This window comes from Bradyrhizobium sp. CCGUVB1N3, from assembly GCF_024199925.1.
Classification (GTDB): Bacteria; Pseudomonadota; Alphaproteobacteria; order Rhizobiales; family Xanthobacteraceae; genus Bradyrhizobium.
In genome coordinates this window covers 6,169,739-6,194,600 of sequence record NZ_JANADR010000001.1, presented here as the reverse complement: position 1 = coordinate 6,194,600, position 24,862 = coordinate 6,169,739, and the positions used below count along the sequence as shown (strand labels likewise).

The 24,862-nt window shown below is 64.4% G+C and carries 26 protein-coding genes and 1 tRNA gene; 14 read left to right on the top strand and 13 right to left on the bottom strand.

Translation table 11 applies throughout. The features are described 5' to 3' along the window. Entirely contained in the window at positions 1-1,524 is a 1,524-nt protein-coding gene (locus NLM33_RS29505; RefSeq protein ID WP_254101397.1) for an AMP-binding protein, read from the top strand. Positions 1,525-1,958: 434 nt separating this feature from the next. Here the strand turns inward: NLM33_RS29505 and NLM33_RS29500 are convergent, their stop codons facing one another. From NLM33_RS29500 to NLM33_RS29460, 9 genes are all read right to left on the bottom strand, one after another. Then, positions 1,959-2,231 (bottom strand): DUF1150 domain-containing protein, encoded by a 273-nt coding sequence (locus tag NLM33_RS29500; protein WP_254101395.1) that lies wholly within the window; start codon positions 2,229-2,231, stop codon positions 1,959-1,961. Positions 2,232-2,282: 51 nt separating this feature from the next. Then, on the bottom strand, positions 2,283-2,708 hold the full coding sequence (locus NLM33_RS29495; protein WP_014438749.1) for an Hsp20 family protein: 426 nt from the start codon (positions 2,706-2,708) through the stop codon (positions 2,283-2,285). 282 nt (positions 2,709-2,990) lie between these two features. Continuing rightward, positions 2,991-4,082 carry a sn-glycerol-3-phosphate import ATP-binding protein UgpC gene (locus NLM33_RS29490; RefSeq protein ID WP_254101393.1) on the bottom strand — a complete coding sequence of 364 codons (1,092 nt, stop codon included), beginning with the start codon at positions 4,080-4,082 and terminating at the stop codon, positions 2,991-2,993. A 48-nt stretch (positions 4,083-4,130) separates the two neighbouring features. Then, positions 4,131-4,979 (bottom strand): sn-glycerol-3-phosphate ABC transporter permease UgpE, encoded by an 849-nt coding sequence (gene ugpE / locus NLM33_RS29485; protein WP_254101391.1) that lies wholly within the window; start codon positions 4,977-4,979, stop codon positions 4,131-4,133. Next, positions 4,979-5,860, bottom strand: a complete 882-nt coding sequence (gene ugpA, locus NLM33_RS29480) for a sn-glycerol-3-phosphate ABC transporter permease UgpA (protein WP_254101389.1) — start codon at positions 5,858-5,860, stop codon at positions 4,979-4,981. Before ugpA ends, ugpE begins: the two co-directional genes overlap by 1 nt. A gap of 48 nt (positions 5,861-5,908) precedes the next feature. Further along, positions 5,909-7,225 (bottom strand): sn-glycerol-3-phosphate ABC transporter substrate-binding protein UgpB, encoded by a 1,317-nt coding sequence (gene ugpB, locus NLM33_RS29475; protein WP_254101387.1) that lies wholly within the window; start codon positions 7,223-7,225, stop codon positions 5,909-5,911. 457 nt (positions 7,226-7,682) lie between these two features. Continuing rightward, positions 7,683-8,443 (bottom strand): IS5 family transposase gene (locus tag NLM33_RS29470; RefSeq protein ID WP_371929940.1). Its coding sequence is split into 2 segments (ribosomal slippage): positions 7,683-8,102 and positions 8,105-8,443, totalling 759 coding nucleotides; the frame shifts between segments, so codons are not numbered across the junction. Between the two features lie 75 nt (positions 8,444-8,518). Continuing rightward, positions 8,519-9,724: a CaiB/BaiF CoA-transferase family protein gene (locus tag NLM33_RS29465; protein WP_254101385.1), complete on the bottom strand. Its 1,206-nt coding sequence runs from the start codon at positions 9,722-9,724 to the stop codon at positions 8,519-8,521. A 188-nt stretch (positions 9,725-9,912) separates the two neighbouring features. Then, positions 9,913-10,332, bottom strand: coding sequence for an organic hydroperoxide resistance protein (locus tag NLM33_RS29460; protein ID WP_254101383.1), 420 nt, complete (start codon positions 10,330-10,332; stop codon positions 9,913-9,915). 170 nt (positions 10,333-10,502) lie between these two features. On the opposite strand from NLM33_RS29460, the gene NLM33_RS29455 reads away from it, so the two are divergent. Continuing rightward, complete coding sequence (locus tag NLM33_RS29455; RefSeq protein ID WP_254101382.1) at positions 10,503-10,964, top strand: MarR family winged helix-turn-helix transcriptional regulator; 462 nt, start codon at positions 10,503-10,505, stop codon at positions 10,962-10,964. Positions 10,965-11,023: 59 nt separating this feature from the next. On the opposite strand, the gene NLM33_RS29450 is transcribed toward NLM33_RS29455, so the two are convergent. The 3 genes from NLM33_RS29450 to NLM33_RS29440 all read right to left on the bottom strand — a co-directional run bounded on the left by NLM33_RS29450 (position 11,024) and on the right by NLM33_RS29440 (position 11,970). After that, positions 11,024-11,260 (bottom strand): GIY-YIG nuclease family protein, encoded by a 237-nt coding sequence (locus tag NLM33_RS29450; RefSeq protein WP_254101380.1) that lies wholly within the window; start codon positions 11,258-11,260, stop codon positions 11,024-11,026. A gap of 163 nt (positions 11,261-11,423) precedes the next feature. Continuing rightward, positions 11,424-11,499 (bottom strand) — tRNA-Ala (locus NLM33_RS29445). 66 nt (positions 11,500-11,565) lie between these two features. Next, on the bottom strand, positions 11,566-11,970 hold the full coding sequence (locus tag NLM33_RS29440; RefSeq protein WP_254101378.1) for a TIGR02300 family protein: 405 nt from the start codon (positions 11,968-11,970) through the stop codon (positions 11,566-11,568). A 180-nt stretch (positions 11,971-12,150) separates the two neighbouring features. On the opposite strand from NLM33_RS29440, the gene aroA reads away from it, so the two are divergent. The 12 genes from aroA (at position 12,151) to NLM33_RS29380 (ending at position 24,439) form a co-directional block, all read left to right on the top strand. After that, entirely contained in the window at positions 12,151-13,488 is a 1,338-nt protein-coding gene (gene aroA / locus NLM33_RS29435; RefSeq protein WP_254101376.1) for a 3-phosphoshikimate 1-carboxyvinyltransferase, read from the top strand. Further along, on the top strand, positions 13,485-14,123 hold the full coding sequence (gene cmk / locus NLM33_RS29430; RefSeq protein ID WP_254101374.1) for a (d)CMP kinase: 639 nt from the start codon (positions 13,485-13,487) through the stop codon (positions 14,121-14,123). The genes aroA and cmk overlap by 4 nt, the downstream gene beginning before the upstream one ends. A gap of 266 nt (positions 14,124-14,389) precedes the next feature. Beyond that, the gene (gene rpsA / locus NLM33_RS29425; RefSeq protein WP_254101372.1) at positions 14,390-16,099 is read left to right on the top strand and encodes a 30S ribosomal protein S1; all 1,710 of its coding nucleotides are present in this window, start codon (positions 14,390-14,392) and stop codon (positions 16,097-16,099) included. Positions 16,100-16,457: 358 nt separating this feature from the next. Further along, positions 16,458-17,438: a signal peptide peptidase SppA gene (sppA, locus tag NLM33_RS29420; RefSeq protein ID WP_254101370.1), complete on the top strand. Its 981-nt coding sequence runs from the start codon at positions 16,458-16,460 to the stop codon at positions 17,436-17,438. A gap of 172 nt (positions 17,439-17,610) precedes the next feature. Continuing rightward, on the top strand, positions 17,611-17,916 hold the full coding sequence (locus tag NLM33_RS29415) for an integration host factor subunit beta (RefSeq protein ID WP_027528287.1): 306 nt from the start codon (positions 17,611-17,613) through the stop codon (positions 17,914-17,916). Between the two features lie 81 nt (positions 17,917-17,997). Then, positions 17,998-18,390 (top strand): lipopolysaccharide assembly protein LapA domain-containing protein, encoded by a 393-nt coding sequence (locus NLM33_RS29410; RefSeq protein WP_254101368.1) that lies wholly within the window; start codon positions 17,998-18,000, stop codon positions 18,388-18,390. Between the two features lie 67 nt (positions 18,391-18,457). Then, complete coding sequence (locus tag NLM33_RS29405) at positions 18,458-19,117, top strand: phosphoribosylanthranilate isomerase (protein ID WP_254101366.1); 660 nt, start codon at positions 18,458-18,460, stop codon at positions 19,115-19,117. Beyond that, complete coding sequence (trpB, locus tag NLM33_RS29400) at positions 19,114-20,331, top strand: tryptophan synthase subunit beta (RefSeq protein WP_254101364.1); 1,218 nt, start codon at positions 19,114-19,116, stop codon at positions 20,329-20,331. Before NLM33_RS29405 ends, trpB begins: the two co-directional genes overlap by 4 nt. Then, on the top strand, positions 20,328-21,164 hold the full coding sequence (gene trpA / locus NLM33_RS29395) for a tryptophan synthase subunit alpha (protein WP_254101362.1): 837 nt from the start codon (positions 20,328-20,330) through the stop codon (positions 21,162-21,164). The genes trpB and trpA overlap by 4 nt, the downstream gene beginning before the upstream one ends. A 111-nt stretch (positions 21,165-21,275) precedes the next feature. Continuing rightward, positions 21,276-22,217, top strand: coding sequence for an acetyl-CoA carboxylase, carboxyltransferase subunit beta (gene accD, locus NLM33_RS29390; RefSeq protein ID WP_254101360.1), 942 nt, complete (start codon positions 21,276-21,278; stop codon positions 22,215-22,217). Further along, on the top strand, positions 22,214-23,557 hold the full coding sequence (locus tag NLM33_RS29385; protein ID WP_254101358.1) for a folylpolyglutamate synthase/dihydrofolate synthase family protein: 1,344 nt from the start codon (positions 22,214-22,216) through the stop codon (positions 23,555-23,557). Before accD ends, NLM33_RS29385 begins: the two co-directional genes overlap by 4 nt. A gap of 138 nt (positions 23,558-23,695) precedes the next feature. Further along, positions 23,696-24,439 (top strand): metallophosphoesterase, encoded by a 744-nt coding sequence (locus tag NLM33_RS29380; RefSeq protein WP_254105926.1) that lies wholly within the window; start codon positions 23,696-23,698, stop codon positions 24,437-24,439. 60 nt (positions 24,440-24,499) lie between these two features. Here NLM33_RS29380 and trxA read toward each other — a convergent pair whose 3' ends face one another. Then, the gene (gene trxA, locus NLM33_RS29375; protein WP_254101356.1) at positions 24,500-24,820 is read right to left on the bottom strand and encodes a thioredoxin; all 321 of its coding nucleotides are present in this window, start codon (positions 24,818-24,820) and stop codon (positions 24,500-24,502) included. Positions 24,821-24,862: the final 42 nt, after the last annotated feature.

Below are 24,862 nucleotides of genomic sequence, written 5' to 3'. Positions count from 1 at the left end.
ATGCGCTTCATCGATTACCTCGACAAAGGCGCCTCGCTCGGCGCCGATGCGCCCTGCCTGACCATGGACGGACACGATCTCAGCTATCGCGAGGTCCAGCAGTTGAGCTACCGGATCGCGCGCGGGCTCGCGCGCTCCGGGATTGCAGCAGGCGACAAGGTCGCGATCCTTTCCGGCAACGATCCGGTCGCCTTTGCCTGCGTGTTCGGCATCTCACGTGCCGGCGCGGTCTGGTGCCCGATCAATCCTCGGAATGAAGCGGCCGAGAACAAATTCATCCTCGATGGATTCGACTGCAGCCTGTTGCTGTTTCATTCCAGCTTCGCTCCGATGGTCGAGGCGGTGCGGTCCGAGTTGCCGAAGCTGCACGCGCTCGTTTGCCTCGATGCCGAGCTGCCGTTCGCGCCCTCGTTCGACAGCTGGCTCGCCGGCCTCGCCGACGACCATTATCAACGTGAGCCGATCGACGATCTCGTGATGCTTCCGGGCACCGGTGGCACCACCGGCAAGCCGAAGGGTGTGATGCTGTCCGGGCGCAACATCGAGGCGATGACCGCGTTGACGCTGATGGGCTATCCGTTCAGGGGCCGGCCCGTCTATCTTGCCCTGGCGCCGCTGACGCATGCCGCCGGCGTGCTCTGCTTTCCGATCATGACGCTCGGCGGGCGCATCGTGATCATGCCTCATCCCGACATCGGCGAGTTCCTGACGCTGATCGCGCGCTTTTCCGTCACCCATACGTTCCTGCCGCCGACCGTGATCTACATGCTGCTGGATCATCCGAAGCTCGGTTCGAGCGATCTCGCCTCGCTGCAGTGCTTCTGGTACGGCGCCGCGCCGATATCCGCCGCGCGGCTCGAGCAAGCCTTGCAGCGGATCGGGCCGATGGCCCAGCTATTCGGTCAGACCGAGGCGCCGATGATGATCTCGATGTTGCCGCCCGACGGGCATTACAATCCGGACAGCAGCATCGCACGGCAGCGCCTCGCTTCTGCCGGGCGGATCAGCCCGCTGGTGACCGCCGGCATCATGGACGGCGATGGCAATTTGCTGCCGACGGGCCAGCGCGGTGAAATCGTGGTCCGCGGCTCGCTCGTCATGGACGGCTATTACAAAAATCCGGAAGCGACAGCCGAGGTCTCGGCGCATGGTTGGCACCACACCGGCGACATCGGCCATATCGACGGCGACGGCTATCTCTACATCGTCGATCGCGCCAAGGACATGATCATCACCGGCGGCTTCAACGTCTACTCGATCGAGGTCGAGAACGCGTTGCGCGCCCACGAGGCGGTGCAGGATTGCGCGGTCATCGGGCTGCCCGATCCGAAGTGGGGTGAACGGATCGTGGCCGTGGTGCAGCCGCGTGCCGGCCACAGCATTGACCCGGCAGCGCTGGCCGCCTTCGTCAAGCAGCAGATCGGTAGCGTCAAGACGCCGAAGCAGATCGAAATCTGGGACGATCTTCCGCGTTCCAAGGTCGGCAAGGTCCTCAAACCGGACATCCGCGCGCGATTGACCTGAGCGAGCTTGCCGCCATCAAAGAAAATGCGCGGGCTCGCTCGATTTTGATCGAGCAAACCCGCGCATCTGAACTCAGAGATGCTGAATGACGCCTCTCGTCAGTGCACGCTCACCGCCTGCCGCCACACGACGGTGCGCTCCCTCTCCCGCCTGCGGGAGAGGGTTGGGGTGAGGGTGTCTCCGCGTTGGGATCGTCTGAAGTTTGCGGGGCGTATCCCCGCGGGGAGAGAGCCCTCACCCGGCGCTTCGCCATAGCCGAGGCTTTGCCTCGGCGTCTTCTAGTCTAGAACGGCCGCCGAAGGCGGCCTATGCCTCTCCCGCAAGCGGGAGAGGTTGAGCAAGCCCGCGGCCCGATCGAAGCGACCAAATGAAAACGGGCACGCCTTCGTGCGAAGGCATGCCCGCCAAAAATCTTATCCGAGCGACGCGCGCGCTCAGTGCACGCTCACCGCCTGCAACTCGTTGCTCCAGGCATTCGCGATCGCGGCTTCGCGGCTGTCGGTCAGCATGATCGGGGTGCCGTCGGCGGCGTGCAGCGCGAAGAGTTTCAGGCCCGGCGCAATCTTGGGCGCCTCGGGAAACAGGCCGGGCACGTCCTCGGAGCGGATCTGCTTCACATAGGCGATGTGACCTTCGCCGAGGTTCGCCAGCGTCTCGGGCGAGACATTCTTGGCTTCGTATTCGAATACAACGTGACCTTCACTCATGGTCTCGACTCCTCTCTCGAAACTAAGCGGTCGAGTCCGCTACTCGTTCCATTATTCGTGCTCATTGATAGCGATTGTCTTAACGATCCTCTCCGGTTCAGGCCGGGCAAGATCGACCGACAACAGCCCGTTCTTCAGATCCGCACCCAGCACCAGCATCCCTTCCGCCAGCACGAAGGTGCGCTGGAAGTGGCGCGCGGCGATGCCGCGATGGATGTATTGCCGGGTCTTGTCGTCCTGCTGCCGCCCGCGGATCACGAGCTGGTTTTCCTCAATGGTTACATCGAGTTGGTCGCGGGTGAAGCCGGCGACCGCCAGCGTGATTCGCAACCGCTCGGGCTGGCCGTCCGACCGGTCGCACCTCTCGATATTGTAGGGAGGATAGCCGTCGGCGCCTTTGACGACCCGATCGAGCACGCGCTCGATCTCGTCGAAGCCCAGAAGGAACGGACTGGATAACGTGGGAACACGAGACATAGTTTACAAAGTCCTCGCGGAAAGCGACTTTGACGTTTCAGGGCCCTGAATGGCACCCCTTGTGACCCAATATGGGCACATCCCCGTGCCGGTTCAAGCACCTAGCGGGGGGCTGTGGATTCGTCATTCCGGAGCGGCGCGAAGCGCCGAATCCGGAATTCCGCGCCACAATCTCGAGATTCCGGGTTCGTCCTTCGGACGCCCCGGAATGACGGGCGAGACCCCCGGCTACTTTGCATGGGGTTGTTTTCGACATTTTTTATCGACCGGCCTTGGGAAGCCTCAGGCCTCGATCCGCTTGCGGCCGTCGCCGCTGAAAAGGTGCAGCTTCTCGCGGACCGCGGCGACGCGGATCTTCTGGCCGATCGCGGGCGCCTCGGCTCCGGGGATCCGGACGATGACTTCGCCGGGCGGCAGCTCGCCGGGCGTCGCTGCGACCGGCTGCTCGTCCTGCCGGCGCGCGCCATAGACGAAGGTTTCGGCGCCGACCCGTTCGATCGCTTCCACGGTGAGGGCGAGCGCCACGCCGCCGGCCGGCGTCTGGTCGGTGATGACGAGGTCTTCCGGGCGGATGCCGAGGATGCCGGCTTCCGCCGCGCGGCCGTTAGCGCCGAGTTGCGTCCTGATCTCGTCCGGCCGCGTCGACATCAGGTTCATCGGCGGCGCCCCGATGAAGGACGCGACGAAGGTGGTGGCCGGCTTCTCGTAGATCGCCAGGGGATTGCCGACCTGCTCGACCTGGCCGCCGTTCATCACCACGAGGATGTCGGCGAGCGTCATCGCCTCGAGCTGGTCGTGGGTGACGTAGATCGACGTGGTGTTGAGCCGGCGCTGCAATTTGCGGATCTCGACGCGCATCGCGATGCGTAGCTTGGCATCGAGATTGGACAGCGGCTCGTCGAACAGGAACACTTTCGGCTGCCGCACGATGGCGCGGCCCATGGCGACGCGCTGACGCTGGCCGCCTGAGAGCTGGCGCGGCTTGCGCTCGAGCATCGGCGCGAGCTCGAGCACGCGCGCGGCTTCCTCGACGCGGGTCTTGATCTCGGCTTCCGCCATGCCGCGGTTGCGCAGGCCATAGGCCATGTTGTTGTAGACGCTCATATGCGGATAGAGAGCGTAGTTCTGGAACACCATCGCGATGTCGCGGTCGGCTGGCTCGACCTGGTTGACGACGCGGCCGCCGATGTCGATCTCGCCGCCGCTGACGGTCTCGAGCCCCGCGACCATGCGGAGCAGCGTCGACTTGCCGCAGCCACTTGGACCGACCAGCACGCAGAACTGCCCGTCGCCGACATCGACGTCGACGCCCTTGATGGCCTCGAAGCCGCCGGGATAGGTCTTGCGGACGTTGCGCAGGGTGACGTTAGCCATGAAAACTCACTTCCAAAAACTCACTTCCAAAAACTCACTTCCAAAAACTCACTTCTCGGTCTCGACCAGGCCGCGCACGAACAATTTCTGCATCGCGACGACGACGAACACCGGCGGCAGCATCGCGAGCACGGCGGTCGCCATCACGATCGGCCATTCGGTGAGCGCATCGGTGGTGGTGATCATCTTGCGGATACCGATCTGGATGGTCTGCATGTCGTCACGGGTGGTGATCAACAGCGGCCAGAGGTATTGATTCCAGCCGAGGATGAAGAGGATCACGAATAGCGCGGCCATGTTGGTGCGCGACAGCGGCAGCAGCGTATCCCAGAAGAAGCGCAGAGGTCCCGCGCCGTCGATGCGCGAGGCCTCGAGGAGCTCGTCCGGCACCGTCATGAAGAACTGGCGGAACAGCAGCGTCGCGGTGGCCGACGCGATCAGCGGCAGCGACAGGCCGGCAAAGCTGTCGAGCATGTGCAAATCGGCGACGATCTTGTAGGTCGGATAGATGCGCACCTCGACCGGCAGCATCAGGGTGATGAAGATGATCCAGAAGATCGGCATCCGGAACGGGAAGCGGAAATAGACGATCCCATAGGCCGAGATGATCGAGATCGCGATCTTGCCGACCGCGATCAGCATCGCCATGATCAGCGAGTTGAGCATCATGTTGGCGACGGGCTCGCGGGTCGAGCCGCTCGTGCCGACGAAGATGGTCTGGTAGTAGACCTCGAAGAAGTGTCCGCCCGGCAAGAGCGACATCTGACCGTTGGCGATCAGCGCGTTGTCCTGGGTCGAGGCGACGATCGCGATATAGACCGGGAAGGCGACGATCGCGATCCCGATCCACAGGATCACATGGGCGACGTAGCGGCGGATGCCCTCTTGCTCGACCATCAGTAGGTCACCTTGCGTTCGACGAAGCGGAACTGGATTCCCGTCAGCACGATGACGATCGCCATCAGGATGACCGATTGCGCCGCGGAGCTGCCGAGATTGCCGCCGAGCAGGCCGTCGGAATAGACCTTGTAGACGAGCGTTTCCGTCGCCTTGCCGGGACCGCCGCGGGTCATGGTGTCGATGATGCCGAAGGTGTCGAAGAAGGCGTAGACGATGTTGACGACCAGGAGGAAGAAGATGGTCGGCGACAGCAGCGGGAAGGTCACGGTCCAGAACCGCCGCATCGGGCGGGCGCCATCGATCGCGGCCGCCTCCATCACGCTCCTCGGGATAGCCTGGAGGCCGGCTAGGAAGAACAGGAAATTGTAGGAGACCTGCTTCCAGGCCGCGGCGAGAATGACCAGCAGTGCTGCCTGGTTGCCATCGAGCAGCGGATTCCAGTCGATGCCGGCGGCGCGCAGATAGCGCGAAATCACGCCGAGCGAGGGGTGCAGCATGAAGATCCAGAGCACGCCGACCACGGGCGGGGCGACTGCATAGGGCCAGATCAGCAGGGTGCGATAGACCGCGCCGCCGCGCATCGGCTTGTCCGCCATCACGGCGAGCAGCAGCGCCAATGACAGCGACGAGAGCGCGATCGCGAACGAGAAGAAGAAGGTCCGGACGATCGCCTCGAAATAGGCGGGATCCTTGAGCAGTTCGACGTAGTTGTCGAACCAGACGAAGCTGGTCGAGAGGCCGAAGGCGTCCTGCAGCAGGAAGGACTGGATCACCGCCTGCGCGGCCGGCCAGTAGAAAAAGATCAGCACGATCGCGAGCTGCGGCGCAACCAGCGCGAACGGCAATAGCCTGGATTGGAAAATGGCTTGCTTTTGCATGATGTGAGGAGAGCGGCAGGCCGCGAGACCGGCCTGCCGCTTATCGCCTTATTTCACGGCGGTCTTTTCGAACTGCCGGAGCATCGTGTTGCCGCGTTCGACGGCGGCGTCGAGCGCCTGCTTGGCGGTCTTCTTGCCGGCGAGCGCCTGCTCGATCTCCTCGCACCAGACGTCGCGAAGCTGTGCCATGTTGCCGAGCCGCAGGCCGCGGGAGTTCTCGGTCGGCTCCTTGTTGGTCAGCTCGAGCAGCGGCGTTTCGAGATAGGGCTGATCCTTGTAGAAGCCCTCGGCCTTCGCCTTCTCATAGGCCGCCTTGGTGATCGGCAGATAGCCGGATGCCTTGTGGACCCAGACCTGGCGGTCGGTGTCCGACAGGAAGGTCAGGAATTTTGCGACACCCTTGTACTCATCGGGAGTCTTGCCGCCCATCACCCAGAGCGAAGCGCCGCCGATGATCGAGTTCTGCGGCGCGCCCTTGGCGTCCGGATAGTAGGGCATTGGCGCGGCGGCGAAGTTGAACTTGGCCTGCGCCTTGATGTTGGCGAACAAAGACGAGGAGCTCAGGAAGATCGGGCACTCGCCGGAAGTGAAGCGGCCCTCGCCGGTGTTGGTGCGGCCGGCATAGTCGTAGGTCTTGTCCTTTTGAAGCTCGACCAGGTTTTCGAGATGCTTGACCTGGAGCGGACCGTTGAACTGAAGAACCGTATCGAAGCCGTCGAGACCGTTGGCCTTGGTCGAGAGCGACACATTGTGCCAGGCGGAGAGCTGCTCCAGGTTGACCCAGGTGGCCCACGCATTGGAGAACCCGCAGGTCGCATGGCCGGCAGCCTTCAGCTTCTTGCCGGCCTCGAAAACTTCCGGCCAGGTCTTCGGGATCTCGACATTGGCCTTCTTGAGCTCGTCGAGATTGACCCACATGACCGTGGACGAGGAGTTGAACGGGAAGGACAGCATTTCGCCCTTCGAGGTCGAGTAGTAGCCGGTGATCGCGGGCAGGTAGACCTTGGGATCGAACGTCTCGCCGGTCTCGGCCATCAGCTTGTAGACGGGTTTGACGGCGCCGGTCGCGGCCATCATGGTCGCGGTGCCGACCTCGAAGACCTGCATGATGTGCGGCGCATTGCCGGCGCGGAAGGCCGCGATGCCGGCGTTCATGGTATCGGGATAGCTGCCCTTATAGGTCGGAATCACCTTGTAGTCGCTCTGCGACGTGTTGAAGTCGTTGGCGAGCTTGACGATGACGTCGTTGTTCGCGCCGGTCATCGCGTGCCACCACTGAATTTCGGTCACGGCCAGCGCCGGCGAGGCGGCAAAGCCGAACGTGGCGGCAATGGCGGCAGCCGCTGCAAATTGTCGAAGAGCCATTCAGAAACCTCCCTTGGGCCGTCATCAAAGAGCGCTTGCGCTAGCAGCGCCATGTGACGTTCACATGACTGTGTATGCGGCCGAAACGAAAGCGGCAAGCGCCGCAAAAGGGAAGTCGTCAAATAGGCGAAGACGCCTACGGCCGCGCCGCAGCATTGGGTCGGCGGTGAGCGGATCGCTCGGCAGAACAGGTGGCCCTTTGGCAACGCGATGCGGCCGCAAGCTCGAAAACCTCTCCCGCTTGCGGGAGAGGCAAAGGCCGCCTTCGGCGGCCGTCCTCTTAAGAGACGCCGAGGCGAAGCCTCGGCTACTGCGCAGCGCCGGGTGAGGGCTCTCTCCTCTTGGGGATTGTCCCGTTGCGGAGACACCCTCTCCCCAACCCTCCCCCGCAAGCGGGGGAGGGAGCGCACTGCCGTTGCGGCCACGCTGAAGCCTAGTGAAGCCCTAGGGTCCGGACTCAATTGAGCCAATAGGTGACTGCGGCGGCGATGAAGGCTGCACTGAGGTAATTCCTGGCGAGTTTGTCGTATCGGGTGGCGATGCGACGCCAGTCTTTGAGTCTGCACCACATACGTTCGACGCGGTTTCGCTGCTTGTAAGCGCGTTTGTCGTAAGGAATAGGGCTGCGCCTTGATGTGGTCGAGGGGATGACCGGTTCAGCTTTGCGGCCCTTGATCAGGTGGCGCAGGTGATCGGCGTCGTATCCGCGGTCGGCGATCAGGCGGCGGAAGGGACCGATAGCGCGGACCAGATCGGCGGCAACGGTGATGTCGTTGACATTGCCGGCGGTGAGCAAAAGCACCCGAGGCCGTCCTTTGGCGTCGGTCAGGCCGTGGAGCTTCGTCGTGCGCCCGCCGCGCGAGCGGCCGATACCTTGCGCGAAGTCCCCCCTTTTGCGCCAGCGGCGGAGCGGTGGGCTTTGACGTGGGTGCTGTCGATGGCGACGGTGCCGAAGATGCCGCTATGACCGGTCAGAGCCTTGAAGATGTCGTGCCAAATCCCCTGACGGCTCCAGCGATTATAGCGATTGTAGATCGTCGTGTAGGGACCATACCCCGCCGGGCAATCGCGCCAGCGACCGCCCGAACGCAGCATGTAGACGATCCCGCTGATCACCCGGCGATCGTCGACGCGACGCGCTCCACGCCGACCACGGGGCAACAACGGCTCGATCCGCCGCCATTCCGCATCGTTCAAAAGGTAGAGCGCCTTCGCCATCCCGGCCTCCAAATCATCTTCGGAGACCTTGAATCACAAACCGGGCTCAGCCGGAATCCTTATTGAGTACAGACCCTAGCGCTTGCGCTCGGGACCGCAGACCACGCCGTTCTCGACCATCGCGTCGATCTCGGCCGTGGAATATCCGAACTCGCCGAGCACTTCAGTGGCATGCTGGCTGAATTTCGGTGGCACGCGGCGCAGGCTCGGCTTGCTGCGATCGAGCCGGATCGGCGAGGCGACGCCTTTGTACCAGTCCTTCTCGATAATATCGCCGCGGTAGATCGTGTGCGGATTGTTCAACGCCTGGTCGATCTTCTGCACCGGACCCGCGGGCAGTCCTGCCGCAAGCAACCGGTCGCATAGCGGCTCGGCCTCATGCTGGCTGAACACCGCGGCAAGCTCGGCGCGCAGCGCCTCGCGATTGGCGATGCGGTCCTTGTTGCGGGCAAAGCGTGGATCGGTGCCGAGCTCGGGCTTGCCGATCTCCTTGGCCAGTTTTCGGAAAGTGCCGTCATTGCCGACGCCGATGAAGATGTCGTCCGTCCTGGTCGGGAAGATCGCATAGGGCACGAGATTGGGATGCTCGTTGCCGGTCAGGCCAGGGGGCTTGCCGTGCATGAAGTAGTTCGCGGTGTGCGGATGCATGATCGCAAGGCCGGTCTCGTAGAGCGTCGTCTCGAGGAATTGCCCCTGGCCCGATCGCTGTCGCTCCGACAGCGCCATCAGGATGCCGATCGCCGCATAGAGCCCGGTGGTGATGTCGACCAGCGGCACGCCGATCCGCATCGGCCCGCTGTCGCGCGAGCCCGTCGCCGCGATCATGCCGGTCATCGCCTGGATGATGGCGTCATAGCCGGGATTGCCGCCTCGCGGGCCATCGGCGCCGAAGCCGCAGATCCGGCAATGCACGACGCGCGGAAATTTTTCGCGCAGCACCTCGTTACCGATGCCCCATTTCTCCAGCGTGCCGGGCTTGAAATTCTCGATCAGGACGTCGGCCGTCTCCAGCATCTTGAGCAGCACGGCGCGGCCGCCCTCGGAGGCGAGGTCGAGGCCGATCGAGCGCTTGTTGCGGTTGATGCCGACGAAGTAGGCCGCGTCCTCCTCATGGAAGGGAGGTCCCCATTCGCGCACCTCATCGCCTGCGGGCGGCTCGACCTTGATCACGTCGGCGCCGTGGTCGGCGAGAATCTGCGTGCAATAGGGGCCGCCGAGCACGCGCGTGAGATCGATCACGCGCAATCCGCTCATTGCACCGATTGCGGCTTCGGAAGTCATGACGGCAACCTTCGTTTCAGCTCGTTGATCTCTGTTCGATCACTGGCCTAGCGAGGTTCGCCTGGGCCAGCAATGGCTCCCGGCGTAGGGCCGCATGCGCCACCGCGGCCAATCCCGCGGCGTGGCATATCGAGGCGGCGGGTGGCTGGCTCGAGGGGGATCTCGGGCCAGCCAGGCCGCCTTTGGTTTCACGCAACCTTCAGGCGGACGTCGACGTTGCCACGGGTCGCGTTGGAGTACGGGCAAACCTGATGGGCCTTCTCGACCAGTGCCTCGGCCTCCGCGCGGGGAACGCCGGGCAACGAAACCACGAGCTCGACGTCGAGGCCGCCTTCCGAGCGCGGGCCGATGCCGACCGTCGAGGTCACCGAGGTGTCGGCGGGAACCTTCGGCCCGCCCTGGGAGGCCACGAACTTCATCGCGCCGATGAAGCAGGCAGCATAGCCGGCCGCGAACAGCTGCTCGGGATTGTTGCCCGCACCGCCGCCGCCGCCGAGCTCCTTCGGGGTGGTGAGCTTCACGTCCAGCGCGCCGTCGAGGGTTGCAGCGTGGCCGTCGCGGCCGCCGGTGGCCTTGGCGCTGGTCTTGTAGAGGACGTTCACGGACATCTTGGGTCTCCCTGGTTTCCGGTTGGGGTACGTTACGTATTGCAGACAATTAGATTGTGCGCAATATAAATTCGGCGGCCTCACATTTAATTGTTCGCAATTGAATGTGCCGCCACTTCGCCCCAGAATGTCGAAGCGAATCTCGTGAGCTTTTTCCGTTGAGGTTTTCCATGGCCCGGAAACAACTGGCCGCCGACCAGCCGCTGCGGCTCGATAATCAGATCTGCTTTGCAGTCTACTCCGCCGCGCACGCCTTCAACCGCGTCTACAAGCCGCTGCTGGACCGGCTCGGCCTGACCTATCCGCAATATCTGGTGATGCTGGTGCTGTGGGAGCGCGACGGCGTGCCGCTCAAGGATATCGGCGAGAGGTTGTTTCTGGACTCGGGCACGCTCACGCCGCTGCTCAAGCGCCTGGAAGCAGCGCAGCTCGTCAGGCGCACGCGCTCGACCGAGGACGAGCGCCAGGTGCTGATCGCGCTGACGCCGCAGGGGCAGGCATTGAAGGACAAGGCGCGCAGCGTGCCGCAGTCGATCCTGGCCGCGTCCGACTGCACGGTACCCGAGCTGGTCGCGATGAAGAACGAGATCGTCGCGCTGCGCGACCGGCTGAATGCGGTAATTGGGGAGTAGGGGGCTAACAGCGGCAAGCTCCATCCTCTCGAACCTCGCCGCGCGAGCCTCTGTTGCCCTCAAAGGCGCTTCTTCGCAAAAGCGCGGCCCGAAGCCGATTTCAGATATTTCTCGAACGCAATCGCCTTCGCCGCGTCGCTGAAAGCGATGTAGGTTTTAATGCGCCAAGGGCCATACTTTGACGTATGGGGCACTTCGCCGGCGTTGTGCTTTGCGAGACGGGCTCGCAGATCTTCGGTGATGCCGATGTAGAAATGTTCGGAATTGAGGCTTTCGAGAATGTAGACGTACTTCATCCTGTCCCCCCCGCTCTACGCGGTGGGCGGATAGTATCTCAGGGCGAGGTTTTGCCGAGGCCCGTCTTCGCCCTTCGGGCTACGCCGCGGCAGCCTTCGCTAGCTTCGCTACGATGGAGCGGAGCTGGCTTGCCGCGCCGTAGCTGGCGAAGCCAGCGAAGGCTGGTGGAGCCAGGCGGGATCGAACCGCCGACCTCTTGCATGCCATGCAAGCGCTCTCCCAGCTGAGCTATGGCCCCTTAACCGTCCGACGCGTCTTGGGCGGCGCGTCGGGAAAGACCCAGAACCACAGTTCTGGAATTATCTCAAGTCTCTTCATCGCCTCCGACATCACCAATGATGTCGGTCACGTCCTCATCGCCCTCTTCGTCGTCGGCGATGAAGGTCGAATCATCGTCATCGTCGTCCTCGATGGTCTCGTCGACCTCGATGTCGTCCTCTGATTCGGGCACGGCGGCCTTGACCTTGCCGGTGTTCTCCTCGGCATCGGCCTCCTCGAGCGAGACCTCTTCGGCCTCGGCCGGCACCGGCGCGGTGTCCTGGGCCATGCTGCGCGCCTCGGCGCCGCGGGTCGGGCGCGACGGCGCCACCGGCGCAATCGGCACCACCTCGCCGGTATAGGGCGAGATCACCGGATTCTTGTTGAGGTCATAGAACTTCTTGCCCGTGGTCGGGCAAATGCGTTTGGTTCCGAGTTCGGACTTGGCCACGGCAGGAATCCTGGGAATGTCTGAAAAGCGGTGCTTCACTTGGCTAGTTGGCGGCCCGCTGTCAATAGCGCATTACGGAAGAAAGACATGCCCGTGACGGCGGGCTGACCATGTGGTACCTGCGCCCGCGAGCCCCCAAGGACACACAAAGACCATCCGAGGGCATTCAAGGACACAATCTTGACCCATTCCGACCAACCGAGGCCGCTTCAGTCGCGCGCCGGCGGCGCCCTGACCGGGAAAGTGCGGGTACCCGGGGATAAGTCGATTTCCCACCGCTCGCTCATCCTGGGCGCGCTGTCGGTCGGCGAGACCCGGATCACCGGCCTGCTGGAGGGCGAGGATGTCCTCAATACCGCCAAGTCCATGCAGGCGCTCGGCGCCACGGTCGAGCGCACCGGCGATTTTGCCTGGCGCGTGCGCGGGGTCGGGGTCGCCGGCTTTGCCCAGCCCAAGGCGCCCCTGGATTTCGGGAACTCCGGGACCGGCTGCCGGCTGGTGATGGGGGCGGTCGCAGGCTGCCCAATCTCCGCGGTGTTCGACGGCGATGCCTCGCTCCGCAGCCGCCCGATGCGACGGATCCTGGATCCGCTCGAGAAGATGGGGGCCAGGGTCGTGTCCGGCGGCGAGGGCGGCCGTCTGCCCCTGACCGTTCAAGGGGCGCGCGATCCGCTGCCGATCACCTACAAGACTCCGGTCGCCTCGGCCCAGATCAAGTCGGCCGTGCTGCTGGCCGGGCTGGCCGCGCCCGGCATCACCACGGTCATCGAGACCGAGGCGAGCCGCGACCACACCGAATTGATGCTGAAGCATTTTGGCGCTGACATCACCTCGGTGAACGAAGGCCCACATGGCCGCCGCATCACGCTCGCCGGACAACCCGAGCTGCACGGTGCAGACGTCGTCGTGCCGGCCGATCCGTCCTCGGCGGCCTTTCCGGTCGTCGCCGCGCTGATCGCCGAAGGCTCCGATGTCATCCTGTCCGACGTCATGACCAATCCGCTGCGCACCGGGCTCTTCACGACGCTCCGCGAAATGGGCGGCTCGATCGAGGAGAGCGAGGTCCGCGGCGACGCCGGTGAGCCGATGGCGAGCTTGCGCGTGCGCGCCTCGAAACTGCGCGGCGTCGAGGTTCCGCCGGAGCGTGCGCCGTCGATGATCGACGAATATCTGGTGCTCGCGGTGGCGGCGTCCTTCGCCGAAGGCACGACCATCATGCGCGGGCTGCACGAGCTGCGCGTCAAGGAATCCGATCGGCTGGCGGCGACCGCCGACATGCTGCGCGTCAACGGCGTGAAGGTCGAGATCTCCGGCGACGATCTGATCGTCGTGGGCAGGGGCCATGTGCCCGGCGGCGGTCTCGTCGCCACCCATATGGATCACCGGATCGCGATGTCGGCGCTGGTGATGGGCTGTGCGTCCGACAGGGCCGTGAAGGTCGACGACACCGCCTTCATCGCCACCAGCTTTCCTGACTTCATTCCGATGATGCGTTCGCTGGGGGCCGATTTTTCATGATCATCGCCATCGACGGCCCCGCAGCCTCCGGCAAGGGCACGCTTGGCAAGCGCCTCGCGCATCATTACGGCTATCGTCACCTCGATACCGGCGTGATCTATCGCGCGGTGGCCCATGCGCTGATGCAGGCGGGCGCCGACCTGCGCGACGAGGCCGCGGCCGTCGCGGTGGCCTTGGAACTTGATCCCGAAAAATTCGGCAATCCCGTCCTGAAGACCCAGCAGATTGGCGACGCCGCCTCCGTGGTTTCCGCAATTCCCAGGGTTCGCGAAGTCCTGGTCAATTTCCAGCGGCAATTTGCCGCCGACCCGCCCGGTGCGGTGCTCGACGGCCGCGATATTGGAACCGTGATCTGCCCTGACGCCGACGTGAAGATCTTTGTCGTCGCCGACCCCAAGGTCCGTGCCCGCCGCCGCACCATGGAGGCCAGGGCGCGGGGCGAGGAGGCGGACGAAGCCGCCGTGCTGGCCGACATCATCGCGCGCGACGAACGCGACCAGAATCGGCCCGTGGCGCCCCTCAAGCCCGCCCCGGATGCTTACTTGCTTGATAACTCCCAACTGGATATAGAAGGCGGCGTCCGGGCCGCCATCGACATTATCGAGGCCGTCCGAGCGGGCCGTCCGCGGGCTTAAGCCGCGGTCGTCATTGGAGGAAGAGCCCGCTCCCGTTCTTGAAGGTCGATATTCCGATCCCCGTTTTGGGACCGGCGACGATTTAAGGCTCCGGAAGCAATTCAACGTATCGAACGCGCGGGCTCTCGCCGGCCCGCTCCTGCTGTTCTCGGTGAAGACCCGGGGCAATGAGCGGTCGCTCGAAGGTTTTGCGGACCTTCCGACAATGCGCGCGCGATACGCCCATAAACCCAACGGCCGGCAAGACGTCCGCAACTGGAGAACAAATGGCTTCGACTTCCGCTAATACCTACAGCCCCTCGCGTGACGATTTCGCCGCGATGCTCGACGAGTCCTTTGCAGGTGGCAATCTGCAGGAAAGCTCCGTCGTCAAGGGCAAGGTTGTTGCAATTGAAAAGGACATGGCCGTCATCGACGTCGGCCTGAAGACCGAGGGCCGCGTCGCGCTGCGCGAATTTTCCGGCCCCGGCCGTGAGAGCGACCTCAAGGTCGGCGACGAGGTGGAAGTGTTCCTCGATCGCATCGAAAACGCCCTCGGCGAGGCCGTGCTGTCGCGCGACAAGGCGCGCCGCGAAGAGAGCTGGGGCAAGCTCGAGAAGGCGTTCCAGAACAACGAAAAGGTCAACGGCGTCATCTTCAACCAGGTCAAGGGCGGCTTCACCGTCGACCTCGACGGCGCGGTGGCCTTCCTGCCGCGCTCCCAGGTCGACATCCGTCCGATCCGCGACGTCGCGCCGCTGATGAACAACTCGCAGCCGTTCCAGATCCTCAAGATGGATCGCCGCCGCGGCAACATCGTCGTCTCCCGTCGCACGGTGCTGGAAGAGACGCGCGCCGAGCAGCGTCAGGAACTGGTGCAGAACCTCGAAGAGGGTCAGGTCATCGACGGCGTGGTCAAGAACATCACCGATTACGGTGCGTTCGTTGATCTCGGCGGCATCGACGGCCTCTTGCACGTCACCGACATCGCGTGGCGCCGCGTCAACCACCCGACCGAGGTGCTCTCGATCGGCCAGACCGTGAAGGTCAAGATCATCAAGATCAACCACGAGACGCACCGCATCTCGCTGGGCATGAAGCAGCTGCTGGACGATCCGTGGCAGGGCATCGAAGCCAAGTACCCGCTGGGTGCGCGCTTCACCGGCCGTGTCACCAACATCACCGACTACGGCGCGTTCGTCGAGCTCGAGCCGGGCATCGAAGGCCTGATCCACGTCTCCGAGATGTCGTGGACCAAGAAGAACATGCACCCCGGCAAGATCGTCTCGACCTCGCAGGAAGTCGAAGTGCAGGTGCTGGAGGTCGATTCCGTCAAGCGCCGCATCTCGCTCGGCCTCAAGCAGACCATGCGCAACCCCTGGGAGGTCTTCGTCGAGAAGCATCCGACCGGTTCGGTGGTCGAGGGCGAGGTCAAGAACAAGACCGAGTTCGGCCTGTTCCTGGGTCTCGAGGGCGACGTCGACGGCATGGTCCACCTCTCCGACCTCGACTGGAAGCTTCCGGGCGAGCAGGTGATCGACAACTACAAGAAGGGCGACGTCGTGAAGGCCGTCGTGCTCGATGTGGACGTCGAGAAGGAGCGCATCTCGCTGGGCATCAAGCAGCTCGAAGGCGACCCCTTCGCCGAGCCGGGCGATGTCAAGAAGGGCGCGGTCGTGACCTGCGAAGTGCTCGAAGTGAAGGAAGCCGGTATCGAGGTGAAGATCGCCGGTACCGACTTCACCACCTTCATCAAGCGCTCCGAGCTTGCCCGTGACCGCAACGACCAGCGCGCCGAACGCTTCGCCGTCGGCGAGAAGGTCGATGCCCGCGTCATCCAGTTCGACAAGAAGGCCCGCAAGGTCCAGGTGTCGATCAAGGCGCTCGAAGTCGCCGAGGAGAAGGAAGCCATCGCGCAGTACGGCTCCTCCGATTCGGGGGCGACGCTCGGCGACATTCTCGGTACCGCGCTCAAGAACCGCGGCGAGAACAAGTAAGCGGTACGCTTGTTTCGCAAGCATCAAAGCCCCGGCGATCTGCCGGGGCTTTTTTGTTGCGCCATCACAAATTCCTTCGTCGTCCCGGACAAGCGCAGCGAAGCGGAGCGCAGATCCGGGACCCATCCTCAAAGGATTGAGTTTGGCGAAGATTCGGAGTTGCCAGCTCGCGTTACATCCCTGGGATTATGGGTCCCGGCCCCCCCCGCGCAATTGCGCACGAGGCCGGAACGACACCAAGGGTGCGGCGCGATCAGGCCTTCAATTCTTCAAATTGCATCGCAATTGATGTATCCAGATAAGCCGATGGTCACGCTGCGCCTGCAAAAGGCGTGAACCCACATTTGGAGATTTTTCGATGTCGCTCGATTCGGACATCATCGTCGATCGCCGCCGGATCCGCCGCAAGCTGACCTTCTGGCGCGTCGCTGCCGCGCTGATCGCGATCGCGGCGATTGCAGGCTTTGCGCTGGTCGCGACGCCGGGCGCGCGCGGTACATTCGCGTCCGCCGGCTCGATCGCGCGTGTCCAGATCGATGGCCTGATCCGCAGCGACGCCGATCGCACCCAGGCGCTCGAGCGGCTGGAGAATTCGCGCGCGGCTGCCGTCATCGTTCACATCAATTCGCCGGGCGGCACCACCGCGGGCTCCGAGCAGCTCTACGATTCGCTGACGCGTCTGAAGGCGAAGAAGCCGCTCGTCGTGGTGGTCGAGGGGCTTGCCGCTTCCGGCGGCTACATCACCGCGATCTCGGCCGACCACATCATCGCCCAGCAAAGCTCGCTGGTCGGCTCGATCGGCGTCTTGTTCCAGTTTCCGAACGTCACCGACCTCCTGAAGACCATCGGCGTGAAGGTCGAGGAGGTCAAATCCTCGCCGTTGAAGGCTGCGCCGAACGGCTTCGAGCCCACCAGCCCCGAAGCGCGCGCCGCGCTCGATGCGCTGGTGAAGGACTCCTACGCCTGGTTCAAGGGACTGGTGAAGGAGCGGCGCGGCATGGATGATGCGCAGCTCGACAAAGTCGCCGATGGCCGCGTTTTCACCGGTCGGCAGGCGATCGAGCTGAAGCTGATCGACCAGCTCGGTGACGAGAAAACTGCGGTGACCTGGCTCGTCGAGCAGAAGGGCGTCAAGAAGGATCTGCCGGTCCGCGACTACAAGCTCCAGCCTCGCTTTGGCGATCTGCCATTCCTCAAGACGGCGGCGACCGTCACGCTCGAAGCCATCGGTTTGAGCTCGCTGGCGCATCAGATCGAGCGCAGCGGCGTCGCTCAGGCGGTCGATCGGATCGGTTTGGACGGAATGCTGGCGCTATGGCAGCCCGCCGCGTCAAATTGACGGGAACCGAGCGAGGCCGAGAGGGTTTTCCCGTTCGGCGGGTATTGTGACAGCCCCCCTCTCCGGCCTTTGTCACGCACTTTAGCGCTGTCCAAACTTGATTTAGCGTCTTGACAGTTCAAGGCATTTTCACGGAAATGGTCATCCGCACGCTTCCGGGTCCTATCTCTCGATGATCAAATCCGAACTTGTTCAGCGTATCGCCGAGCACAACCCGCACCTTTACCAGCGGGATGTCGAGAACATTGTGAATGCGATCCTTGAGGAGATCGTCGCAGCGCTCGCGCGCGGCGATCGGGTCGAGCTGCGCGGCTTCGGGGCTTTCTCGGTGAAGCATCGCCCCGCGCGCGCAGGGCGCAATCCACGGACGGGCGCCCATGTGCCCGTCGACCAGAAGAGCGTCCCGTTCTTCAAAACGGGCAAGGAAATGCGCGAGCGGCTGAACCGCGACCATCCGGACCCCGGCGGGCCGGATTAAGGCCGTTAAGGCCGTCGTCCGGGCTTAACCGGCCTGGCCGCTTGGTGCGGCCACAAGCATGATTCAAGGCGAGCGATCGAGATGCGAAAATTCCTGACCGCGCTGATCGTGATTCCGTTCGCTCTGCTGCTCGTGGACTTCGCCGTCGCCAACCACCATTTGGTCACGGTCTCCTTCGACCCCTTCGATTCGGCCGATCCGTCGCTGTCGGTCGCCCTGCCGCTATTCCTGCTCCTGATCCTGGTGGCTGTCCTAGGGGTGCTGGCCGGCGGCTGCGCCGTCTGGTTCGGCCAGCGGCACTGGCGCCGCGCGGCACGCCGCCACGAGGCGGATGCGCGCTCGGCAAGGTCCGAACTGGCGGATTTTCGGGCGTCCACGGCCCCCGCAAGGCCCGATCCGCAGCGCCTGCCGGCTCCGTCCGGAGCCGGCCTTTACGGCCCCGTCGGGCGAGACAAGCAGCGCGCGACGTTGTAGAAGCGGCCGCATCGAAAACCCCGTTTTTCCGGCCGCGCGGTGCGCGGCCTCCACGCGCTTTGAGACCATGTCCCTGCTCGTCAAAATCTGCGGCCTGTCCACGCGCGAGACGCTTGACCTCGCGCTCGACGCCGGCGCCGACATGGTGGGGTTCGTGTTCTTTCCACCCTCGCCCCGGCATTTGTCCCTGGAAGCCGGGCGCGATCTCGGTCGGCAGGTCAAGCAGCGGGCGCTGAAGGTCGCGCTCACGGTGGATGCCGACGACGCGACGCTCGACAACATCATGGACGCGCTGTCGCCGGACATTCTTCAGCTCCACGGCAAGGAGAGCGTCGCGCGGCTGCGCGACATCAAGCAGAAGTTCGGCCGCCCGGTGATGAAGGTGCTGCCGGTCGAGACGGCGGCCGATCTCGCGGTGCTGCCCGGCTACGCCGCGGTTGCCGACCGCATCCTGTTCGATGCCCGTCCGCCGAAGGACGCAACGCGGCCCGGCGGGCTGGGCGCGCCGTTCGACTGGCACCTGCTGGAAAACCTCGAACTGAAGCTGCCCTATATGGTCTCGGGCGGGCTGCACGCCCAGAACGTCGCGGAGGCCCTGCGCCTCACCCGCGCCGGCGGCGTCGACGTCTCCACCGGTGTCGAGAGCGCCCCCGGCGTAAAGGACCCGGAGATGATCAAAGCCTTTATTCGCGCCGCGCGCGCCACCCAAGAGTTGAGCGTACGATGAACATCGCCAAACCAAACTCCTATCGCAGCGGCCCGGACGAGCGCGGCCATTTCGGCATCTTCGGCGGACGCTTCGTCGCCGAAACCCTGATGCCGCTGATCCTCGACCTGGAGAAGGCGTACACCGCGGCCAAGGCCGACCCGGCCTTCCAGGCCGAGATGAACGGCTATCTCAAGAATTATGTCGGCCGGCCCTCGCCGCTCTATTTCGCCGAGCGCCTCACCGAGCATCTCGGCGGCGCAAAAATCTACTTCAAGCGCGAGGAGCTCAACCACACCGGCTCGCACAAGGTGAACAACGTGCTCGGCCAGATCATGCTGGCGCGGCGCATGGGCAAGAAGCGCATCATTGCCGAGACCGGCGCCGGCCAGCACGGCGTTGCCACCGCGACGCTGTGCGCGCGCTTTGGCCTGGAATGCGTGGTCTATATGGGCGCCGTCGACGTCGAGCGGCAGCAGCCCAACGTCATCCGCATGGAGATGCTGGGTGCAAAGGTGTTTCCGGTGCAGTCGGGCACGCGCACGCTGAAGGATGCGATGAACGAGGCGCTGCGCGACTGGGTCACCAACGTGCACAACACCTTCTACTGCATCGGCACGGTGGCGGGCCCGCATCCCTATCCGACGTTGGTGCGCGACTTCCAGTCGATCATCGGCAACGAGACCAAGGTGCAGATGCAGGAGGCCGAAGGCCGGCTGCCGGATTCGCTGGTCGCCTGCATCGGTGGCGGCTCCAATGCCATGGGCCTGTTCCATCCCTTCCTCGACGATCCCTCGGTCGAGATCTTCGGCGTCGAGGCTGCAGGCCATGGGCTGACGCAATTGCATGCGGCATCGATTGCGGGCGGCCGTCCCGGCGTGCTGCACGGCAACCGCACCTATCTTTTGATGAACGAGGACGGCCAGATCCAGGACGCGCATTCGATCTCGGCCGGTCTCGACTATCCCGGCATCGGCCCCGAGCATTCCTGGCTGCATGAGATCGGTCGCGTCAACTATCTCTCGGCGACCGATGACGAGGCGCTCGCAGCATTCCAGCTGTTGTCGCGGCTCGAAGGCATCATCCCGGCGCTCGAGCCGGCCCATGCCATCGCCAAGGTGATGGAGCTCGCGCCGAAGCGGCCCAGGGATCACCTGATGGTCGTCAATCTTTCCGGCCGCGGCGACAAGGACGTTCCGCAGGTCGGCGATATCCTGAGGGGCAAGAGCAAGTGACCACGCGTATCGACACCCGTTTCGCCGAGCTCAAGAAAGCCGGCCGCTCGGCCTTCGTCACCTTCGTGATAGCCGGCGATCCCGATCCCGCGACCTCGCTCGAGATCATCAAGGCGCTGCCGAAGTCAGGCGCCGATGTGATCGAGCTCGGCATGCCCTTCACCGATCCGATGGCCGACGGCCCGTCGATCCAGGCCGCCGGGCTTCGCGCGCTCAAGGCCGGCATGACGCTGAAGAAGACGCTCGAGCTCGTGCGCGGCTTCCGCAAGGACGATGATGCCACGCCGATCGTGCTGATGGGCTACTACAACCCGATCTACATCTACGGCGTCGACAGGTTCCTGGCTGATGCAAAGACGGCCGGCGTCGATGGCCTCATCATCGTCGACCTGCCGCCGGAGGAAGACGACGAGCTCTGCCTGCCTGCGATGAAGGCCGGCCTCAACTTCATCCGCCTGGCGACGCCGACGACCGACGACAAGCGCCTGCCGGCCGTGCTCGCCAACACCTCGGGCTTCGTCTACTACGTCGCCATCACCGGCATCACCGGTGCGGCCGCTGCCGATGCCACGGCCGTGAGCGAGGCGGTTGCCCGCATCAAGCGACACACAAAACTGCCGGTCTGCGTCGGCTTCGGCATCCGGACGCCGGAGAACGCCCGGGCCATCGCTTCCCATGCCAACGGCGCCGTGGTCGGCACCGCGCTGGTCGATGCGCTCAAGAACAGCCTCGATGCGGAAGGCCGGGCGACCAGCAAAACCGTTAACGCCGTTGCCGAGCTGACGGCGTCCCTGGCCCAGGGCGTCAGGGGCGCGCAGCAGGCGGCGGAATAGGCCATAATTCCGCTTCCAAGGCAGACCACACGGCGGCTTGCCGGGGAAAGTCCCGGCCGCCATATATCCCATCAGGCGATCCCCAGGCGGGATGGCTAATCGGAGCAAACCATGAACTGGCTCACCAATGTGGTCCGGCCGAAGATCCGCAACATGCTGCGGCGGGAGACGCCGGAGAATCTGTGGATCAAATGCCCGGATTCCGGGCAGCTCGTGTTCTACAAGGACGTCGAGGCCAACCAGTTCGTCATCCCCGGCTCGAACTATCACATGCGCATGGGCTCGGTGGCGCGGCTCAAGTCGATCTTCGACAACGAGACCTGGTTCGACGTCGCTTTGCCGGACGTCGCCCCCGATCCGTTGAAATTTCGCGATGAAAAGAAATATGCCGATCGCATCAAGGATGCGCGGGCCCGCACCAATCTGAACGATGCGATCAAGGTCGGCTACGGCAAGCTCGAAGGCGCCGCTGTCGTCATCGCCGTGCAGGACTTCGACTTCATGGGCGGCTCGCTCGGCATGGCCGCGGGCGAAGCCATCGTGCGCGGGCTCGAGCTCGCGGTCGAGAAGAAGTCGCCGTTCATCGTGTTCGCAGCCTCGGGCGGCGCGCGCATGCAGGAGGGCATCCTGTCGCTGATGCAGATGCCGCGCACGACGGTCGCCGTGCAGATGCTGCGCGAGGCAAAACAGCCCTATATCGTGGTGCTGACCAACCCGACCACCGGCGGCGTCACCGCATCCTATGCGATGCTCGGCGACGTGCAGATCGCCGAGCCCGGCGCGCTGATCGGTTTTGCCGGCGCCCGCGTCATCGAGCAGACCATCCGCGAAAAGCTCCCCGAGGGTTTCCAGCGCGCCGAGTACCTCAAGGAGCACGGCATGGTCGACATGGTCGTGCATCGCCATGATCTGCGCCCGACGCTGGCGCGGCTCTGCCGCTTGCTGACCAGGTCACCGGCGCTGGAGGGCGCGTCGAAATCAGCGCAGCCGGTCACCAGCGCGGCGCAGATCGTAACGGCCCCCGAAGTGGCGCCGGCCGCACCGCACGCGTGAACGCCTCCGCTGACAGCGCAAAGCCGTCGCTCGGTGACGTGATCGGGCGGCTGTCGGCTCTGCATCAGAAGCGTATCGATCTCGGGCTCGAGCGGATGCACCGCCTGCTTGAGCGGCTCGGCCATCCCGAGCGCAAGCTGCCGCCGGTGATCCACATTGCCGGCACCAATGGCAAGGGCTCGACGCTCGCTTATCTCCGCGCAACGCTCGAGGCCGCAGGCCTGCGCGTCCACGCCTATACGTCGCCCTATCTGGTCCGGATCAACGAATGCGTCCGGCTCGGCCGCGTCGGTGGCGGCGTGCTGGTCGACGACGACGAGTTGCGGGCCGCGTTTGAAGAGGTCGAGCGCGTCAATGCCGGTGAAGCCGCGACCGTGTTCGAGCTCAAGACCGCCGCCGCCTTTCACCTGTTCGCACAACATCCGGCCGATGTGGTGCTGCTCGAGGTCGGCCTCGGCGGGCGGCTCGATTCGACCAACGTGATCGACACGCCGGCAGCCACCGTGATCACGCCGATCAGCATGGACCACATGGATTTCCTTGGGCCCACCTTGAGCGCGATCGCCGGCGAGAAAGCGGGGATCATCAAGCGTGGCGTGCCCGTGATATCGGCCGAGCAGACGGGCGAGGCCATGGCGGTGGTCGAGGCGCAGGCCAAGCGCATGCGCGCGCCGCTGTTCGCCGCCGGCGAGAGCTGGCACGTCAATGTCGAGCACGGACGTCTCGTCTATTCCGACGACCGCGGCCTGATGGATCTTGCGGCGCCGCGCCTGTTCGGCCGCCACCAGTTCGACAATGCCGGCCTCGCGATCGCGACGCTGCGTGCAGTGAGCGCCTTCAAGATTCCTCATGCGGCGTTCGAAGCCGGCATCGTGGGCGCCGAATGGCCGGCGCGGATGCAGCGGATCACCTCCGGTGCGTTGCTCGGCTGGGGACCGCAGGGCTCCGAGGTCTGGCTTGATGGCGGACATAACGCCGAGGGCGGCCGTGTCGCGGCCGCCGCGCTCGGCGACCTCGAGGAACGGGTGTCGCGTCCCCTGGTGGTGATCGCGGGCATGATGGCCAACAAGGACGCGCAAGGGTTTCTGGCCAATTTCGCCGGCCTCACCCGTCACATCATCGCGGTGCCGATCCCGGAGACCGAGAACGCCATGCCGGTCGACCGGCTTGCGGATGCCGCACGCAGTTTCGGCATGCGCGTCGAGACCGCGCCTGGCGTCGAGGCCGCGCTGCGCGGGCTGTCACGGCTCGCCTATGAAGTGCCGCCGCGCATCCTGATCACCGGCTCGCTCTATCTCGCCGGCCACGTGCTCGGAATCAACGGCACGCCTCCTGCATAAAACTCTCGTGTCCCGGATGCGGCGCGGCATGAAATGACGCGACGCAGACCCGGGACCCAGCAAGGCCAGATGGGCCCCGGCTCAGCAGCGCATCGTTTCACGCTGCGCTACGTCCGGGACACGAGATAGAGAATGACGATGCGTTTTGCAGCGATTGCCGACGTCCATGGAAACTATCTCGCGCTGGAGGCGGTGCTTGCCGACATCCGCGCGCACGGCATTGAGGACATCGTCAATCTCGGCGACATGCTGAGCGGCCCGCTCGATGCGCGTCGGACGATCGATATCCTGATGCCTCTGGGCGCCGTGCATGTGCTCGGCAACCACGACCGCTATCTGCTCGACCGGCCGCCCGAGAAGATGGGCTCATGGGATCGCCCCGCCCATGCGCAGCTCGATAGCTCGCATCTCGACTGGCTGCGCGCGCAGCCGATGACGCGCGTGTTTCGCGATCGGGTGTTCCTCTGCCACGCGACGCCCGACAACGATGAAGTCTATTGGCTGGACACGGTGCATCCTGACGGCACGGTCGCGCTATCGCCGCTCGAACGGATCGAGCAGCTCGCCCGAGGCGTTTCGCAATCCCTGATCCTCTGCGCCCACACGCATCTCGCGCGCGCCGTGCGGCTGCGTGACGGCCGGATGATCGTCAACCCCGGCAGCGTCGGCAGCCCCGGCTATCGCGACGAGCATCCGTATCCTCACCTCGTCGAGGCCGGCACGTCGGCCGCGCGCTATGCAATTCTCGAGCTGGTGAGGGGTGCCTGGCAGGTGACCTTCCGCCACATCGCCTACGATCACGAGGCGATGGCCGCGCTGGCGCGGCGCAACGGTCAGCCCGAGCTGGCCCACGCACTTGCGACGGGCTGGATCACCCCGTGAAAACAAAACGGCCGGCATATCGCCGGCCGCTTCAAAATCATCGTAATCGCGACGCAGGAATCAGACCGCAGCGGTGATCCACTGCTGGAGCTTTGCCTTCGGCGCCGCTCCGACCTGGCGGGAGGCCATCTCGCCGCCCTTGAAGATCATCAGGGTCGGGATCGACATCACGCCGTACTTCGACGCGGTCTTCGGGCTCTCGTCGACGTTGAGCTTGACGATCTTGACCTTGTCGCCCATCGCGCCGGCGATCTCGTCGAGCGCGGGTGCGATCATGCGGCAGGGGCCGCACCATTCGGCCCAGAAATCGACGACCACCGGGCCGTTCGCCTTGAGCACTTCGGCTTCGAAATCGGCGTCAGAAACCTTGCCAACGGCCATTGGAGTACCTCGTTCGGTTGAAAGGAAACGGCGCGACGTGGA